Below are 16,880 nucleotides of genomic sequence, written 5' to 3' on the forward strand. Positions count from 1 at the left end.
GACGAGAGAGGCCCTAGAACGAGGACTCGTCGCGGCGACTAAGGAGAAGCAGTCGGCCGAAGCGCATGCGCCCAGGCTACACCCCGCTCGCCGCCGGGACGCACACGGGCGTGCCTCACCTGAGACGAAGGCGTCGTGCGCGACACTGTGGGGATATGAGAACTGCGCGCGCGGGCTCGTCCGCCCTCATGATGTGTGCGATCGCCCTGACGGCGGGCTGCGCCTCGACGCCCGCGGCCGGCCCGACTTCGCTGGACCCGGCGACCCCGAGCGGCGATGTCGTGGCGCAGGGAACGGTCCTTGATGACGGCTCCGGTGCCGAGCTCTGTCTCGGCGCTGTTGCGGAGTCGGCGCCGCCCCAGTGCGACGGCATCCCGGTGAAGAATTGGGACTGGTCCTCGCTTTCCGATGCGACCACGATGTCGGGCTCGACGTGGGGTACTTATGCCGTCCAGGGACGATATGACGGCTCTGCCCTGACGGTCACCGCGCCGGCGGTTCCGCTGGCACTGTACGACCCCATGCCGCTTCCCGACCCGACGGGCGGCGTGCCCGGCACGGCGGACGACGCGACGCTGCGAGACGTCGAACAACGGGTGCACGACACCCTCGGCGACACCGTGCTCGCCTCCGGTGCGTACGACGGCCGGCTCTGGGTCACGGTCGTCTGGGACGACGGAACGCTTCAGGATGCCGCCGACGCCGAGTTCGGCGCGGATGTCGTCGTCGTCCAGTCGGCGATGCGCGAGGCCGGCTAGAACCCGAGGCGTCCCAGCTGCTTGGGGTCGCGCTGCCATTCCTTCGCGACTCGGACCCGCAGCGAGAGGAACACCCGGGTCCCGAGAAGAGGCTCGATCTGTGCGCGGGCACGAGCACCGACATCGGCGAGCCGTGAGCCTTTGCGGCCGATGATGATGGCCTTCTGGCTGTCGCGCTCGACGACGATGTTGGCGTACACGTCCGTGAGGTCGGAGCCCTCACGGGGCGCGACGTCCTCCACCGTGACGGCGATCGAGTGGGGCAGTTCGTCGCGCACGCCCTCGAGGGCCGCTTCTCGGATGATCTCGGCGATCCGGTCCTCGGTCGACTCGTCCGTCACCACGTCATCCGGGTACAGCGCCGGCCCTTCGGGCATCAGCGCGAGCAGCTCGTCGGCCAGCACGTCGAGCTGGTCCTCGGTGACGGCGGACAACGGGATCACAGCAGCCCAGTCCTCGCGAAGGCTGTCGACCTCCATCAGGCGCTCCATGATCTCGTCGCGGGTCGCCAGGTCGGTCTTGGTCACGATGGCGACCTTCTTCGCGCGGGTGTAGCCGTCGAGCGACGCGGCGATGCGGCGGTCACCGGGCCCGACCTTGTCCACGGCGGGCACGAGGAAGCCGATGACGTCGACGTCACCCAGCACCTGCTCGACGAGGTCGTTCAGGCGCTGGCCGAGCAGGGTGCGCGGCTTGTGGATGCCGGGCGTGTCGACGATGACCAGCTGTCCGCCGGGCCGATTCAGGATGCCGCGGATCGCGCGCCGCGTCGTCTGCGGCTTGTCGCTCGTGATCGCGACCTTCTCCCCCACCAGGGCGTTCGTCAGCGTCGATTTCCCGACGTTGGGACGTCCGACGAAGGTCACGAAACCCGATCGGCTCTCTGCTGCGGTCATCTGCTGTCTTCTCCTCTTCGTGCCACGCGGACCTCTCCGGTCCGCGGGTGCGTCGTGTCGTCCGTCTCGTCGGTGGGGGCGCGTTCGACGAAGACGGTCGCGAGTCCCCGCCCGCGGCCACGCGAGACGCCCCCGGTGATCGTGATCCCGTCGACGGTCACGGTCGCCCCCGGCATCGGGACCCGGCCGAGCGTCTTGCCGAGCAGCCCGCCGATGGAGTCGACGTCGTCATCGTCCAGCTCGATGCCGAACAGCTCGCCGACCTCGTCGAGGCCGAGCCGGGCACTCACGCGGTAACGGCCGGGTTCGAGCTCGACGACCTCCGCTGCGCCGCGGTCGTACTCGTCGGCGATCTCACCGACGAGCTCCTCGATGAGGTCCTCGAGGGTAATCAGGCCGGCGACCCCGCCGTACTCGTCGACGACGAGGCACACGTGGACGGCATCCCGTTTCATCTGCTGCAACAGCGATTCGGCTCGCATCGACTCCGGGACGAACACGGCCGGGCGCGCCACGCGGCCCACGGGTACGTCGCGCCACCCCTTCGCCTCGCCGTAGGAGAACTGCACGAGGTCCTTGAGGTATACGACGCCGACGATGTCGTCGCGCTCGTCGTCCGTGACCGGCACCCGCGACACACCGCGCTCGAGGAACAGCGCGAGCGCTTCGTGCGTCGTGGCCGTCTGCGGCACCGTGACCATGTCGGTCCGGGGCACCATCACCGCACGGACGAGCGTGTCGGTGAAATCGAAGACCGAATGGATGAGGTCGCGATCGTCGGCTTCGATGAGGTCCTGCGAAACCGCCTCGTCGACCATGCTCAGGAGTTGCTCTTCGGAGGCGAAGGAGGTGCCGCGCGAGACGCCCGGCGTGACGCGATTGCCCACGATCACCAGGAGGTGGGCGAGAGGTCCCAGCACGATGCGGGCACCGCGCACGATCGGAGCACACGCGATGAGCAGGCCACGGGCGTGCTGGCGCCCGACCGATCGCGGGCTCGCGCCGACCAGAACGAAGGACACCGCCGTCATGAGCAGGGCGGCGACGAGGATCGCCCACCACAGATTCTCCAGCGCGAGGGTCAGCGCCGCCGTGACGAACACCGCAGCCGTCGACTCCGCGAGGATGCGGATGAAGACGACGGCGTTCGCGTGGGCCGTCGTGTCATCGGCGATGCGGCGGAGCGCCTGCTGGCGCCGACTGGACTCCGCCCAGTCGGCGAGGTCAGCGCGCGATGTGACACCGAGAGCGGCATCGAGAGCGGCCATCAGACCCCCGAGCGCGACGAGGAACACCGCGCCGAGGACGAGGAGGAAGACGGTCACGCGCGGCGGCGCTCGCTTGCGTGGAAAGCCGAGATCAACTCGCGCTGGAGGCCGAACATCTCGCGCTCCTCCTCCGGCTCGGCGTGATCGAACCCGAGCAGGTGCAGCAGCCCGTGCGTCGTGAGGAGGATGAGCTCGTCGAGCGTCGTGTGGCGCGCGGCCTGCGCCTGTGCCTCGGCCACCTGCGGGCACAGCACGATATCGCCGAGAAGTCCCGGCGGGGTCGGGGCGTCCTCGGTGCCCGGGCGGAGCTCGTCCATCGGGAAGCTGAGCACGTCGGTGGGGCCGGGCTCGTCCATCCACTGCACGTGGAGAGACTCCATGGCGCCCTCGTCGACGAGGAGGATGGCGAGGTCGGCGTCCGGGCTCACGTTCAGCTGCGCGAGGTTGTGCTCGGTCAGGCGCAACAGCACGGTCTCGTCGACGGACACGCCGGATTCGTTGGTGATCTCGATGGTCATGAACGTCCTCGTTTCGGGAGTCGGTCGCGCGGACCGACGGGCCGTGTCGCGGTGCGCCGCTCGGCCCGGTTGGCGAACTCGCTGGCCTCGTCGCGCTCACGACGCGCGGCCAGCCGCTGCTCGTCGTACTCGCTGTACGCGTCGACGATCCGGCCGACGAGAGTGTGCCGCACGACGTCCTCGCTGGTGAGGGTGGCGAAATGAATGTCGTCGATACTCTTCAGAACGCGTGTCACGGTGCGCAGGCCGGACGTCCCCTGGGGAAGGTCGACCTGTGTGATGTCGCCGGTGACGACCATGCGCGTACCGAATCCGAGACGCGTGAGGAACATCTTCATCTGCTCGGGCGTGGTGTTCTGCGCCTCGTCGAGCACGACGAACGAATCGTTCAGGGTGCGTCCGCGCATGTACGCCAGCGGCGCGACCTCGATCGTGCCGGTGGCCATGAGCTTGGGGACGAGCTCGGGGTCGAGCATCTCGTTGAGAGCGTCGTACAGCGGCCGGAGGTACGGGTCGATCTTGTCGGTGAGGGTGCCGGGCAGGAAGCCGAGGCGCTCTCCCGCTTCCACGGCGGGGCGCGTCAGGATGATGCGATTGACTTCCTTGCGCTGCAAGGCCTGCACCGCCTTCGCCATCGCGAGGTAGGTCTTGCCGGTTCCCGCGGGGCCGATGCCGAAGACGATCGTGTTCTCGTCGATCGCGTCGACGTAGGCCTTCTGCCCAAGCGTCTTCGGCCGGATCACCTTGCCGCGCGAGGAGAGGATCGCCTCCCCCAGCACCTCGGACGGGCGCGGGCCTTCATCGCCCTTTCGCCGCTGCAGGATGCGACTGGACGTCGACACGTCGCTCGGATCGAGGCCTTGCCCGGCCCGTGCCATGGCGATCAGCTCGTCGACGAGCGACTTCGCGGCGGCGACGTCATCGTTCGAGCCCGTCAGGGTGATTTCGTTGCCGCGGACGAGGACGTCGACGTCGGGGTGCTCCCGCTCGACGACGCGCAGGAGGCGGTCTTGGGGCCCGAGCAGCTGGACCATGGCGACACCGTCGGCGAGGATCGTCGCGACGGCGGGTTCGGAAGCATCAGCCACCGAGGCTCCCTTCGGAGAGGCCACCGGCGAGGACGTGCGCGTGAACGTGGAACACGGTCTGTCCTGCGCCGGGGCCGGTGTTGAAGATCAAACGGAAGTCGCCGTCCGAATGCTCGGCAGCGACGGAGTTCGCGAGCCCGACGAGCTCGCTGAGGAGAGCGGGGTCGCCCGCGGCGAGCTCAACCACGGTGCGGTAGCGCTCGGTCTTGGGGATCACGAGGACATGCACCGGAGCCTGCGGAGCGATGTCGCGGATCGCGAACGCATTCTCGGTCTCCGCGATGATCTCGGAGGGGATCTCGCCGCGGAAGATGCGCGTGAAGACAGACGGTTCGCTCATACGTTCAGTCTATCGACGGGGTGCGGTGGCGGGACGGGCGGCGTTACCAGCGACCGAGGGCGACGTTGACGACGCCGAGCGCAGCGGGGCCGGCCGTCGACGTCCGCAGGACCGTGTCCCCCAGACGCACGGCGACCGCGCCGGCCGCGACGAGCGCGTCCAGCTCCTCGGCTGCGATCCCGCCCTCGGGACCGACCACGAGCGACACGTCGCCCTCGCCCAGTTCGACCTCGCTCAGTCGCCGCGTCGCCGTCGGCTCGAGCACCAGCACTCGCTCGGAGCCGCATCGCGCCGCGAGCTCCGTCGTCGACACGGGCGCGTCGACGGCGGGCAGCCACGCGCGATGCGCCTGCTTCGCCGCTTCGCGCGCGATGGTCGCCCACCGCTGCACACCGCGCTCGACCTTCGGTCCGCTCCACCGCGAGACGCTTCGCGCAGCCTGCCAGGGCACGATCGCATCGACGCCGAGCTCGGTGCAGGCCTGCACCGCGAGCTCGTCGCGATCGCCCTTCGCGAGCGCTTGGATCAGCGTCACGCGCCGTGCGGGCGCGGAATGCTCGACTCGCGAGAGCGCCTCGATGCGGACGAGCTTCGGATCGGCTGCGGTGACGGTGCCCTCGAGCCACGCCCCCGCGCCGTCGCCCACCGTCACCGTCTCACCGACACGCACGCGACGGACGCCGGCCGCGTGATGAGCCTCGGCGCCGGTGAGGTCGACGAACTCGCCCGGCCGAGTGATGAGCGGCGGGTCGACGAGGAAGTGCAGGGCCATGCGCTCAGCTGTTCCGGAACCGATCGCGGAGCTTGGCGAAAAGGCCCTGGTGGAACTCCGCGAGCTGTGGTGCGGGCGACTTCGTGCGCTTCTTCAGCTCCTCGATGAGGGCCCGCTCCTTGGCATCCAGACGCGTCGGGGTGACGACGTGAACGCCGACACGCAGGTCGCCGCGCGTCGAGCCGCGAAGCGGCGTGATGCCGCGACCCTTGACGGTGAGGACGTCGCCGGACTGGACGCCGGGGCGCAGCTCGAGCTCGACCGGACCGTCGAGCGACTCGATCGTGGTGCTGGTGCCGAGGACGGCGTCGGGCATCGACACCTCGAGCGTGGCGAGCAGATCGTCGCCCTCGCGGCTGAACACGTCGTGCGGAGCGACCGTGACCTCGAGGTACAGATCGCCGTTGGGGCCGCCGGCGGGACCGACCTCGCCGGATCCGGGGAGCTGCAGGCGCAACCCGGTCTCGACACCTGCGGGGATGTCGAGCGAGACGGTGCGGCGAGCCCGAACGCGTCCCTGCCCCTGGCAGGTCGTGCACGGGTACGGGATCGTCGTGCCGTAACCCTGGCAGACGTTGCAGGGCTGCGACGTCACGACGTTGCCCAGCAGGCTGCGGACGGTGCGCTGCACGTTGCCCGCGCCGTGGCAGACGTCGCAGGTGACCGGCTGCGTTCCCGGCTGGCAGCACGAGCCCTGGCAGGTGTCGCAGAGCACCGCGGTGTCGACCTCGATGTCGCGATGCACGCCGAAGACGACGTCGCCGAGCTCGAGGGTGACCCGGACGAGCGCATCCTGTCCGCGTTCGCGCCGGGAGCGCGGACGCCCGGCGCGACCGCCGCCTCCGGCGCCGCCGCCGAAGAAGGTCTCGAAGATGTCGCTGAATCCGCCGAAGCCCGCGGCGCCGCCGAAGCCGCCGGCGGAGTCACCGCCCATGTCGTAGCGCTGACGCTGCTCCGGATCGCTGAGGACGTCGTAAGCATGCGTGACGAGCTTGAATCGCTCGGACGCATCCTCTCCCGGGTTGACGTCGGGGTGCAGTTCTCGTGCCAGGCGTCGGTACGCCTTCTTGATCTCGTCGGGCGACGCGTCGCGCGCAACGCCCAGGACCTCGTAGTGGTCAGCCACGGATCGCCTTTCCGCCCGTTCGGGCGTGGGTGGGGTGGGTCAGCGGGACTTCTCGTCTTCGTCGAGAAGCCGGCTGAGGTAGTGCGCGACGGCGCGGACCGTCGCGAGGTTCGTCGGGTAGTCCATGCGCGTCGGTCCCATGAGGCCGACGCGTGCATGCGAGCCCGGGACGTCGTAGTCGCTCGTGACGACCGAAGCTTCGGAGAGCCCGTACGCCTCGTTCTCGCGGCCGATTCGCGCTGCGACGCCGCGGTCGTCGGCGACCATCTCGCCCATGAGCCGAAGCAGCGTCACCTGCTCCTCGATGGCTTCGAGCAGCGGATAGATACTGCCGCGGAAATCCGCCTCTCGCCGCGCGAGCGTGGCGGTGCCGGCCATGACTAGGCGGTCCTGCCGGAACGTCTCGAGCTCTTCGACCAGGATGCGGGCGATCTCGCGCACCGCATCGCCGATCGGGTCGCCGACCGACTCGCTCTCCGCGAGCGCCGACACCGCGGTGACGGCGTCTCGCACGGCGACGCCGGTGACAGCGGCGCGCAGCGTCGCCTTGGCTACGGCGAATTGCGCTTCGTCGAGGAGGGTGCGTACCACGCCCACCCGCTGGGAGACACGGCCGGTGTCGGTGACGACGATGACGACGAGTCGTCCGCCGCCGAGGTCGACCAATTCGAGGTGCGAGACCTGCGCGCGCGCGAAGGAGGGGTACTGCACCATTGCGACCTGGCCCGTCAGCTGGGTGAGCGCACGAACCGTCCGCACGAGCAGGTCGTCGAGGTCGGTAGGGCCGTCGAGGAAGGTCGTGATGGCCGAGCGCTGGGCGGCGCTCAGGGGGCGAAGGCCTGCCAGATGGTCGACGAAGACGCGGTAGCCCTTATCGGTCGGCACGCGTCCGGATGACGTGTGGGGCGCGGCGATGAGCTCCTCGTCCTCGAGGAGCGCCATGTCGTTGCGGATCGTGGCAGCCGAGACGCCGAAGGCGTGGCGCTCGACGATCGACTTGCTTCCCACGGGCTCGCGGGTGTCGACATAGTCCTGCACGATCGCCCGCAGCACCTGCAGTCCGCGCTCTGAGACCATGTCCGTCACCTCCTGTTTGGCACTCGATGTCTGCGAGTGCCAATTCTACCGCGTGGGCGAGGCGGGTCGCCGCCCGGGATCACTCGGTGAGCGCCCGTACGACCGCATCGGCCATGAGGCGTCCGCGGCGAGTCAGGACGACCCGACCGCGGACGGCGTCCGCGCCTTCGATGAGCCCGTCGGCGATGAGCGATGCGACGGCACGGCGCGAGTCGTTCGCGAGCTCATCGACGGCGAGCCCATCCACGATGCGTGATCGCAGCAGGACGGACTCGAGCCGTCGGGCCTCGGCATCCGGGCGCTCGCGGCCTGCGGCGGGAGACTCGCCCGCGGAGAGCCGCTGAGCATATGCCGCCGGGTGTTTCACGTTCCACCAGCGGAGGCCCGCGATGTGACTGTGCGCGCCCGGCCCGTAACCCCACCAGTCGGTTCCGCGCCAGTAGGCGAGATTGTGGCGCGAGCGCTGGTCGGTCGACCGGGCCCAGTTCGAGACCTCGTACCAGGAGAAGCCGGCGGCGGCGAGACGGTCATCGGCCAGTTCGTACATGTCGGCCTGGAGATCGTCGTCGGGCGCGGCCACCTCACCGCGGCGGATCTGACGCTCGAGACGGGTGCCCTCCTCGATGATCAGCGCATAGGCGGACACATGGTCGGGTTCGAGCGCCACCGCGGTGTCGACCGAGCGCCGCCAGTCGTCGAGGCTCTCCCCCGGCGCTCCGTAGATCAGGTCGACCGAGACGTCGAGTCCAGCCCCGCGCGCGGCAGCCACGGCGGTGGCGACGTTGGCGGGATCGTGCGTTCGGTCGAGCGCTGCGAGCACGTGCGGAACCGCGGACTGCATGCCGATCGACAGGCGCGTCACGCCCGCCGCCGCCAGCTCGTCGGCGACCCGAGGGTTCATCGTGTCGGGGTTCGCCTCGACGGTGACCTCCGCGCCGGCGGCGATGCCGAACGTGTCCCGCACTCCGCTCAGCATCCGAGCGAGGTCCCCGGCCGGAAGCAACGTGGGAGTGCCGCCGCCGAAGAACACCGTCTGCGCCGGACGCCGGGGGCCGCGCTCGTCCATCACATCGGCCGAGAGGGCGATCTCGCGCAGCACCTCGTCGGCGTAGGCATCTTGCCGCGCGCCACGCAGCTCTGTGGCGGTGTAGGTGTTGAAGTCGCAGTAGCCGCACCGCACCCGGCAGAACGGAACGTGCAGGTACACCCCGAACGGGACGTCGGGGTCGATGACGAGGTCGTCCGGCAGCGTCCCGCCGACCGGCACCGGATCACCGATCGGCAGTGCCGCGCCCATCAGGCCTCAGGCGTCGCGTACAGCGGCGAGATCGCGCGGAGGTAGCCCTGGAACAGCATCCGGCGGCGGCGGCGGACGAGACTCTTGAGCATGCGGTAAGCCAATGCCGTCGGCCGATCGAACGCCCGCACGACGAACCAGACCTCATCGTTATCGCGCCATTCGAGGAGGAAGGACTCCTCGCCGCTCACGACGGAACCGCCGACGGTCCCGAGAGCGAACGCGACCCGGCGGGGCTCCTCGTCGACGAAGATCACGCGGAGCTCCGCATCCGCATTCAGCCCCGACACACGCCCGTGCACCTGAAGCGTGGTGCCGGCTCCGACGTAGGGGGTGCCGTCCGCCGCGAAGCGCTGCTCGTGTTCCATGCTGCTGGGCGCGACGGCGTTTCCCTGGTCGTCGAACGCGACGCCGGTGTACATCGGTCCCGATGCGGGCCGAACATCCGCGACGCGCAAACCCGCCCCACGGAGCGCTGCCCACGACATGAGGAGGTCGGCGGCGGTGTCGAAGCGAGCCTGCCCGCTGCCGATCCGCCATGCGTCCTCCGCGGGGATGCTGTGTTCGGGCGGATACGCCATGAGGTCGTGCGCGCGTGTCGCGCCGACCGCCGCGTAGTCGACGGTCTCGTCCCGGAAGGTCCCGCGTCGCTGATGCATGGGTCTCCTCGTTGCTCCCCGTGGGGCTACTTCTTGTCCTTGCCTTCGACGTCGCCCGACAGCGCGGCGATGAACGCCTCCTGCGGCACCTCGACGCGACCCACCATCTTCATGCGCTTCTTGCCCTCTTTCTGCTTCTCGAGGAGCTTGCGCTTACGCGTGATGTCACCGCCGTAGCACTTGGCGAGGACGTCCTTGCGAATCGCGCGGATGTTCTCGCGGGCGATGATACGTGCGCCGATGGCGGCCTGGATCGGCACTTCGAACTGCTGGCGCGGGATGAGCTTGCGCAGGCGCTCGGTCATCATCGTGCCGTAGGCGTAGGCCTTCTCGCGGTGGACGATCGAGCTGAACGCGTCGACCTTCTCACCCTGCAGGAGGATGTCGACCTTCACCAGGTCGGCGGTCTGCGACCCGGCGGGCTCGTAGTCAAGGCTCGCGTATCCCTGCGTGCGCGACTTGAGGTGGTCGAAGAAGTCGAAGACGATCTCGCCGAGCGGCATGTTGTAGCGCAGCTCGACGCGGTCCTCGCTCAGGTAGTCCATGCCGAGGAGAGTGCCGCGGCGCGACTGGCAGAGCTCCATGACCGTGCCCACGTAGTCCTTCGGGGCGAGGATGCCGACCTTCACGACCGGCTCGGACACCTCGGCGACGCGGCCGTCGGGGTACTCGCTGGGGTTGGTCACCACGACGGTCTCGCCCGTGTCGGTCGCGACCTCGTAGGTCACCGACGGTGCCGTGGTGATGAGGTCGAGGCCGAACTCGCGCGACAGGCGCTCGGTGATGATCTCGAGGTGCAGCAGTCCAAGGAAGCCGCAGCGGAACCCGAAACCGAGCGCGACTGAGGTCTCCGGCTCGTACTGCAGCGACGCGTCGGACAACTTCAGCTTGTCGAGAGCCTCACGCAGGTCGCCGTAGTCGCTCCCGTCGATCGGGTAGATGCCCGAGAACACCATCGGCTTGGGGTCGGTGTATCCGGGCAGTGCCTCGGACGCGGGCTTCCGATGATTGGTGATCGTATCGCCGACCTTGGACTGGCGGACGTCCTTCACGCCGGTGATCAGGTAGCCGACCTCGCCGACACCGAGTCCCTTCGTGGGGATGGGCTCCGGGCTCGACACGCCGATCTCGAGCAGCTCGTGCGTCGCGCGCGTCGACATCATCTGGATGCGCTCGCGCGGTTCGAGCTTGCCGTCGACCATACGGACGTAGGTGACGACGCCGCGGTAGGCGTCGTAGACGGAGTCGAAGATCATCGCGCGCGCCGGTGCGTCGGGGTCGCCGACGGGGGCAGGGATGCGGTCGACGATGCGATCCAGCAGATCCTCGACGCCCATGCCGGTCTTGCCGCTGACGCGGAGGACGTCTTCCGGGTCGCCGCCGATGAGGTTCGCGAGCTCCGCGGCGTACTTCTCGGGGTCGGCCGCCGGAAGGTCGATCTTGTTGAGGACGGGGATGATCTGCAGGTCGTTCTCGAGCGCGAGGTAGAGGTTCGCGAGCGTCTGCGCCTCGATGCCCTGCGCGGCGTCGACGAGCAGGATGGCTCCTTCGCACGCGGCGAGAGAGCGGCTGACCTCGTACGTGAAGTCGACGTGACCGGGCGTGTCGATCATGTTCAGCGCGAACGTGCCGGAGTCTTTCGACCACGGCATCCGGACCGCCTGGCTCTTGATCGTGATGCCGCGCTCGCGCTCGATGTCCATGCGGTCGAGGTACTGGGCGCGCATGTCGCGGTCGGCGACGACGCCGGTGATCTGCAGCATCCGGTCGGCCAGCGTCGACTTGCCGTGGTCGATGTGGGCGATGATGCAGAAGTTGCGGATGAGCTCGGGCGGCGTTGCGGCAGGCGCGAGCGGCTGGAGTGCGCGCGGAGACATGTCCCGGAGAGTCTACCCGGGGCCGCGCAACGGCACTGCCGCGAACCCTCGCGCGCGGGATGGTACGAGGCCGAAGGCCGGACACGCCAGCACTCAGCTGGGTGATAAACAATTAACCATTCCGCTACTTGCCGAACACGTCGATGACGTCGAATGCTCAGTGCGGCGGCCGGTGGTTGCGCGATATCCCCCGCGCCCGGTCCGCCCCCCGGGAGAGCACCGTGATCACAGCAGACCCTGTCGCGCCCGCGCGACGCCCCTGGTACAGATGGGTGGCCTCCAGCGCCGCCGTCGCGATCGTGGCGGGAGGTGTGGGGTGGGCCGCGATGCCCGCGCGTGCCGCGGTCGGCGCTGACGCGCCCGTCGTGATCAACGAGATCTACGGCGGCGGTGGAAACAACGGCGCGCCCCTGAACCGCGACTTCATCGAGCTTCGCAACACCTCGGATGCCGCTGTCTCGCTCGACGGCTGGAGCGTCCAGTACGCGTCGAGCACGGGAGCCAACTGGCAGGTGACTGCTCTCGCGGGTGCCACCATCGAACCCGGCGGGCACCTGCTGATCGGCCAGGCCATCGGCGGTAACGCCGCGCTGCCCGGCTTCACGGCCGACATCGAGGGCTCCATCCCGATGAGCGGCACGCAGGGCAAGGTCGCGCTCGTGAACTCGACGGCCGCGCTCAGCGGTGGATCGGGCCTCGCGCAGAACGACGCTGTCGTCGACTACGTCGGGTGGGGCAACGCGACCGACTTCGCAGGCTCCGGCGCGGCACCGGCGACGACCAACGCGACGAGCATCGCTCGGGACGACCAGGGCGCGAACACCGCCGACAACGGGGCCGACTTCACGGCCGGTGCACCGACGCCCCAGGGCGCAGCCGGGACGATCCCCGAGCAGCCGGGTGAGCCGGAGCAGCCGGGTGAGCCGGAGCAGCCGGGTGAGCCGGAGCAGCCCGGTGAGCCGGAGCAGCCCGCTGGGCCCGAGGTGGTCTCGATCAGCGAGATTCAGGGCCCGGGCGCTCGTTCGCCCCTGGCAGGTCAGACCGTCACGACGGAAGGCGTCGTGACGGCGCACTATCCCACGGGCGGGTACAACGGCTACGTCATCCAGACAGGCGGCACCGGCGGTGCGATCGATTTCGCGACGCATCGGGCCTCCGACGCGATCTTCGTCTACTCCCCCGCTGCGGTCGGAGAGGTCACGCCCGGTAGCACGGTGCGCGTCACCGGTGTCGTGGGCGACTACTTCGGGCTGACGCAGCTCACCGTCGGCCCGGGAGGTGCGACGGCGATCGCCGACGCGGCCCCGGTGGTGCCGGCGGCGGTGGCGTGGCCGACCGACGACGCGCACCGCCAAGCGCTCGAGTCGATGCTGGTTCAGCCGCAGGGCGACTTCGTCGTCGCCGACAACTACAACCTCAACCGATTCGGCGAGCTCGTGCTCGCCGCGGGCGCCGAGCCGCTGCGCCAGCCCACGGATGTCGCGCGTCCCGGTTCTGCCGAAGCCGCAGCCGTCGCGGCGGACAACGCCGCACGTCGCGTGGTGCTCGACGACGGTTCGTCGACCAACCTCGGGGCAGCGGGTGCGACACCGCCCTACATCTCGACCAGCGAGCCCGTTCGCGTCGGCGCTCGGGTGACGTTCGACGCGCCTGTCGTCTTCGACTACCGCAACGACTCGTGGAAGCTGAGCCCGGTGCGGCACATCGTCGCCGGCGAGAACCGTGACGACGACATCACCGTCGAGAACACGCGCACCGCCGTTCCGGCGGAGGTCGGCGGGGACGTCTCGGTGGCGTCGTTCAATGTCCTGAACTACTTCACGACCCTCGGTGTCGAAGACAGCGCCTGCCAGGCCTACACCGATCGTGAGGGCAAGGGGACCAACGTCCGCGGGGGCTGCGATCAGCGCGGGGCGTGGGACTCGGCATCCTTCGAACGCCAGCAGGAGAAGATCGTCGCCGCGATCAACGCGCTCGACGCCTCCGTCGTCGGTCTCATGGAGATCGAGGACTCGGCACGGCTCGGTGAGCAGCCCGACGAGGCGACCGCTTCACTCGTCGCCGCCCTCAACGCGGCGGCTGGCTCGGAGCGCTGGGCATTCGTGCCGTCATCGGACGAGCTGCCGGATGCCGCAGGGCGCGACGTCATCACGAACGCGATCATCTACCAGCCGAGCGCCGTCGAACGGGTCGGCGACGCTCGTGCTCTCGGAACCGAGTCCGACGCGGGCGAGGCCTTCCAGAACGCACGGACGCCGATCGCGCAGGCCTTTGCCCCGGTCGACGGCGGCGAAGCGTTCCTCTTCGTCGTCAACCACTTCAAGTCGAAGGGCTCGGCGGGCCCCTGGGCGGGTGACGCCGACACCGGAGACGGCCAGGGAGCCTCGAACGAGTCGCGCGTGCGACAGGCGCGCTCGCTCGACGCATGGGTCGATCGGATCCAGGGCGACGTGGACTCGGTGCTGCTGGCGGGAGACTTCAACTCCTACTCGCAGGAGGACCCGATGCAGGTGTTCTACGAGTCGGGATATGTCGACGCGGGGATCGCCTTCGACGCGACTGACACCAGCTACGTGTTCCAGGAGCTTTCGGGCTCGCTCGACCACATCCTCATGAACGAGGCCGCGTACGAGCGCGCCACCGGCGCCGACGTGTGGAACATCAACGCGGGCGAGTCGATCTTCCTGGAGTACAGCCGGCACAACTACTTCCCGGTGAACTTCCACGACGATGGCCCCTACCGCTCGTCGGACCACGATCCGGTGAAGGTCGGGCTCTCGGCGGAGGCGTCGGCCCCGGTCGAGCCGATCGATCTGACGCTGCTCGGGATCAACGACTTCCACGGCCGCATCACCGGCGTCACGCCTGCCAAGCCCGCCGAGGGGAAGGTGGAGGCCCAGCCCGAGGTCCCGGGGACCGTCGGGTTCGCCGGAACCATCGAGGAGCTGCGCGCGGCCGCTCCCGACGCTGTCCTGCTGTCGGCCGGTGACAACATCGGGGCTTCGCTCCCGGCGTCGTCACTCGCTCAGGACGAGCCGACGATCGACGTGCTGAACGCCCTCGATCTGCGGGCGAGCGCGGTGGGTAACCACGAGTTCGACCGCGGCTTCGCCGACCTGCGCGACCGCGTCATCCCGCGTGCCGACTTCTCGCACCTCGGGGCGAACGTCTACGCCGCCGGCACGACCGATCCCCAGTTCGACGAGTACGAGCTCATCGAGTCTCAGGGCCTCACGATCGGCGTCATCGGCGTCGTGACGGAGGAGACCGCGTCGCTGGTGAGCGGCGCGGGCATCGCCGGTCTCGAGTTCGGAGACCCCGTCGAAGCGGTCAACCGCGTCGCAGCCGACCTCACCGACGGCTCCGGCGACCAGGCCGATGTCATCGTCGCGCTCTACCACGAGGGTGCGGCCGACAGCGCCTCGGACGCGAGCCTCGACGAGGCCGTCGCCGACAGTGCGGTCTTCGCCCGCATCGTCAAGGAGACCTCCCCCGAGGTCGACGCCATCTACACCGGTCACACGCACAAGCTGTACGCGTGGTCGGCGCCGATCCCGGGAACGGACCGGACGCGACCGATCGTCCAGACCGGCTCGTACGGCGAGTTCGTCGGCAAGGTCGTCCTTTCGGTCGATCCCACGAGCGGTGAGGTCGTCTCGCACTCACAGGAGAACGTCGGCCAGACCGAGACGCCCGCCGCCGACCTGATCGCGACCTACCCGCGCGTCGCCGAGGTCGACGAGATCGTCCGGCAGGCGCTCGCGGACTTCGCTGAGATCGGCAACACGCCGGTCGCGACGATCTCCGCCGATATCACCAGCGCGTACTCGGGCGGCTCGTATGTCGACGGCGCCTATGCCGGCGGCAAGCGCGACGACCGGGCGTCGGAGTCCTCGCTCGGAAACCTCGTCGCGGAGTCGATCCGCTCCAACCTGGCGAACTTGCCGAACGGCGCGCAGATCGGCGTGACGAACTCCGGCGGCCTTCGGGCCGACCTGTTCGACACGCAGGCCGAGTTCGGGGCCAACGCGGTCGCGGGCGTGCCGGACGGCACGATCACCTGGGGTCAGGCGTACGCCGTGCTGCCGTTCAACAACACGATGGCCCTCGTGACCCTCACGGGCGCCGACTTCGTGCGCGTCCTCGAGCAGCAGTGGCAGCGCGATAAGGACGGCAACGTGCCGTCGCGTCCGTACCTGCAGCTGGGCCTGTCCGACAATGTGACCTACACGTTCGACGACACCCGCCCGGAGGGCAGCCGGATCACCTCGGTCACGGTCGACGGGCAGCCGCTCGACCTCGACGCCGAGTACCGCATCGGCACGCTCTCGTTCCTCGCATCCGGGTCGGGAGACAACTTCCGCGCCTTCGCCGCGGGCACCGACTACGTCGATACCGGCTTCCTCGACCACGAGGCCTGGATCGAGTACCTCGGCGCGCAGCAGCCCGTCGCGCCGTCGTTCACGAAGCACGCCGTCCGGGTCCAGGGGGTGCCCGAGACCGCAGCTGCGGGCTCGACGCTCCAGCTCACCGTGTCGAACCTCGACATGACGAGCCTCGGAGCGCCCCAGAACGGTTCGGTGGATGTGTCCCTCGGCGGCGAGGTCATCGCGTCCACACCGGTCGCGGGCGGAAGCGCGGTCGTGTCCGTGCCGCTTCCGACTGGCCTCGCTGACGGCGCCGCGGAGCTCGTCCTGACGACGGATGCCACGGAGACGACGGTCACCATCCCCGTTCGGATCGGCGAGCCGAGCACCGAGCCGGGTACCGACCCGGGCACGGCGGCGTGGGCGCAGGTCGAGCTCTCCACCACCCGCGTCGAGCAGGGTGGGTTCATCGATGTGCGGGTCTCGGGCCTCGAGCCCGGCCAGCAGATCGGTGCGACCCTCTTCAGCGAGCCGGTCGAGGTACGCGGCATCACGGCCGCTGACGGCTCCGGCGTCACGTCATTCCGGGTGGCGATTCCCGCAGACTTCGCGGTGGGAGCCCACACGCTGCGGATCTCGACGGCCGGCGAGGAGCCGCTGGAGTTCGCGATCACCGTCGTGCGCTCGGGGCAGCTCGCGGTGACCGGCGCGGAGACGCCGCTCGGCGTTCTGCTCGCGGGAGCGATGCTCCTCGTCGCGGGCGGCGTCATCGCGTTGACGCGGCGACGAGGTGCCGTCTCGGAGCGATGATTTCGCGGGCACGCTGATGCGACGTGA

Annotated in this window: 13 protein-coding genes; 2 read left to right on the forward strand and 11 right to left on the reverse strand. The window is 69.4% G+C overall.

Translation table 11 applies throughout. The features are described 5' to 3' along the window. The first annotated feature begins 155 nt into the window (after positions 1 to 155). Positions 156 to 758 (forward strand): hypothetical protein, encoded by a 603-nt coding sequence (locus ACLBWJ_RS01385; RefSeq protein ID WP_274177884.1) that lies wholly within the window; start codon positions 156 to 158, stop codon positions 756 to 758. Here the strand turns inward: ACLBWJ_RS01385 and era are convergent. The 11 genes from era to lepA all read right to left on the reverse strand — a co-directional run bounded on the left by era (position 755) and on the right by lepA (position 11,676). Further along, positions 755 to 1,654, reverse strand: coding sequence for a GTPase Era (era, locus tag ACLBWJ_RS01390; protein ID WP_114589491.1), 900 nt, complete (start codon positions 1,652 to 1,654; stop codon positions 755 to 757). The two genes, ACLBWJ_RS01385 and era, sit on opposite strands and share 4 nt — an antisense overlap. Continuing rightward, positions 1,651 to 2,979: a hemolysin family protein gene (locus ACLBWJ_RS01395; RefSeq protein WP_274177883.1), complete on the reverse strand. Its 1,329-nt coding sequence runs from the start codon at positions 2,977 to 2,979 to the stop codon at positions 1,651 to 1,653. Before ACLBWJ_RS01395 ends, era begins: the two co-directional genes overlap by 4 nt. Further along, entirely contained in the window at positions 2,976 to 3,440 is a 465-nt protein-coding gene (gene ybeY / locus ACLBWJ_RS01400) for an rRNA maturation RNase YbeY (RefSeq protein ID WP_023950734.1), read from the reverse strand. Before ybeY ends, ACLBWJ_RS01395 begins: the two co-directional genes overlap by 4 nt. Further along, positions 3,437 to 4,474, reverse strand: a complete 1,038-nt coding sequence (locus ACLBWJ_RS01405) for a PhoH family protein (RefSeq protein ID WP_112615153.1) — start codon at positions 4,472 to 4,474, stop codon at positions 3,437 to 3,439. The genes ybeY and ACLBWJ_RS01405 overlap by 4 nt, the downstream gene beginning before the upstream one ends. A gap of 46 nt (positions 4,475 to 4,520) precedes the next feature. Continuing rightward, complete coding sequence (locus tag ACLBWJ_RS01410; protein ID WP_447659605.1) at positions 4,521 to 4,868, reverse strand: HIT domain-containing protein; 348 nt, start codon at positions 4,866 to 4,868, stop codon at positions 4,521 to 4,523. A 43-nt stretch (positions 4,869 to 4,911) separates the two neighbouring features. Next, positions 4,912 to 5,640: a 16S rRNA (uracil(1498)-N(3))-methyltransferase gene (locus ACLBWJ_RS01415; RefSeq protein WP_282500970.1), complete on the reverse strand. Its 729-nt coding sequence runs from the start codon at positions 5,638 to 5,640 to the stop codon at positions 4,912 to 4,914. A gap of 4 nt (positions 5,641 to 5,644) precedes the next feature. Further along, positions 5,645 to 6,766 (reverse strand): molecular chaperone DnaJ, encoded by a 1,122-nt coding sequence (gene dnaJ / locus ACLBWJ_RS01420; protein ID WP_112614750.1) that lies wholly within the window; start codon positions 6,764 to 6,766, stop codon positions 5,645 to 5,647. 39 nt (positions 6,767 to 6,805) lie between these two features. After that, positions 6,806 to 7,843, reverse strand: a complete 1,038-nt coding sequence (gene hrcA, locus ACLBWJ_RS01425; protein ID WP_112614748.1) for a heat-inducible transcriptional repressor HrcA — start codon at positions 7,841 to 7,843, stop codon at positions 6,806 to 6,808. A 79-nt stretch (positions 7,844 to 7,922) separates the two neighbouring features. Beyond that, entirely contained in the window at positions 7,923 to 9,140 is a 1,218-nt protein-coding gene (gene hemW, locus ACLBWJ_RS01430) for a radical SAM family heme chaperone HemW (RefSeq protein ID WP_323987682.1), read from the reverse strand. Further along, on the reverse strand, positions 9,140 to 9,799 hold the full coding sequence (locus ACLBWJ_RS01435; RefSeq protein WP_112614744.1) for a DUF1990 family protein: 660 nt from the start codon (positions 9,797 to 9,799) through the stop codon (positions 9,140 to 9,142). The genes hemW and ACLBWJ_RS01435 overlap by 1 nt, the downstream gene beginning before the upstream one ends. Before the next feature lie 26 nt (positions 9,800 to 9,825). Then, on the reverse strand, positions 9,826 to 11,676 hold the full coding sequence (lepA, locus tag ACLBWJ_RS01440) for a translation elongation factor 4 (protein ID WP_064956574.1): 1,851 nt from the start codon (positions 11,674 to 11,676) through the stop codon (positions 9,826 to 9,828). Between the two features lie 272 nt (positions 11,677 to 11,948). On the opposite strand from lepA, the gene ACLBWJ_RS01445 reads away from it, so the two are divergent. Next, a complete protein-coding gene (locus tag ACLBWJ_RS01445) occupies positions 11,949 to 16,853 on the forward strand; it encodes an ExeM/NucH family extracellular endonuclease (protein ID WP_447659606.1) in 4,905 nt (1,634 codons plus the stop codon). The last annotated feature ends 27 nt before the right edge of the window (positions 16,854 to 16,880 follow it).

It is taken from the genome of Microbacterium sp. M4A5_1d (genome assembly GCF_053345465.1).

What these genes read in the sequence shown, in the direction of transcription:
- ACLBWJ_RS01385 (WP_274177884.1), top strand. Translation starts at nt 156, where the DNA reads ATGAGAACTGCGCGCGCGGGCTCGTCCGCCCTCATGATGTGTGCGATC.
- era (WP_114589491.1), bottom strand. Translation starts at nt 1,654, where the DNA reads ATGACCGCAGCAGAGAGCCGATCGGGTTTCGTGACCTTCGTCGGACGT.
- ybeY (WP_023950734.1), bottom strand. Translation starts at nt 3,440, where the DNA reads ATGACCATCGAGATCACCAACGAATCCGGCGTGTCCGTCGACGAGACC.
- ACLBWJ_RS01405 (WP_112615153.1), bottom strand. Translation starts at nt 4,474, where the DNA reads ATGGTCCAGCTGCTCGGGCCCCAAGACCGCCTCCTGCGCGTCGTCGAG.
- ACLBWJ_RS01410 (WP_447659605.1), bottom strand. Translation starts at nt 4,868, where the DNA reads ATGAGCGAACCGTCTGTCTTCACGCGCATCTTCCGCGGCGAGATCCCC.
- ACLBWJ_RS01415 (WP_282500970.1), bottom strand. Translation starts at nt 5,640, where the DNA reads ATGGCCCTGCACTTCCTCGTCGACCCGCCGCTCATCACTCGGCCGGGC.
- hrcA (WP_112614748.1), bottom strand. Translation starts at nt 7,843, where the DNA reads ATGGTCTCAGAGCGCGGACTGCAGGTGCTGCGGGCGATCGTGCAGGAC.
- hemW (WP_323987682.1), bottom strand. Translation starts at nt 9,140, where the DNA reads ATGGGCGCGGCACTGCCGATCGGTGATCCGGTGCCGGTCGGCGGGACG.
- ACLBWJ_RS01435 (WP_112614744.1), bottom strand. Translation starts at nt 9,799, where the DNA reads ATGCATCAGCGACGCGGGACCTTCCGGGACGAGACCGTCGACTACGCG.
- lepA (WP_064956574.1), bottom strand. Translation starts at nt 11,676, where the DNA reads ATGTCTCCGCGCGCACTCCAGCCGCTCGCGCCTGCCGCAACGCCGCCC.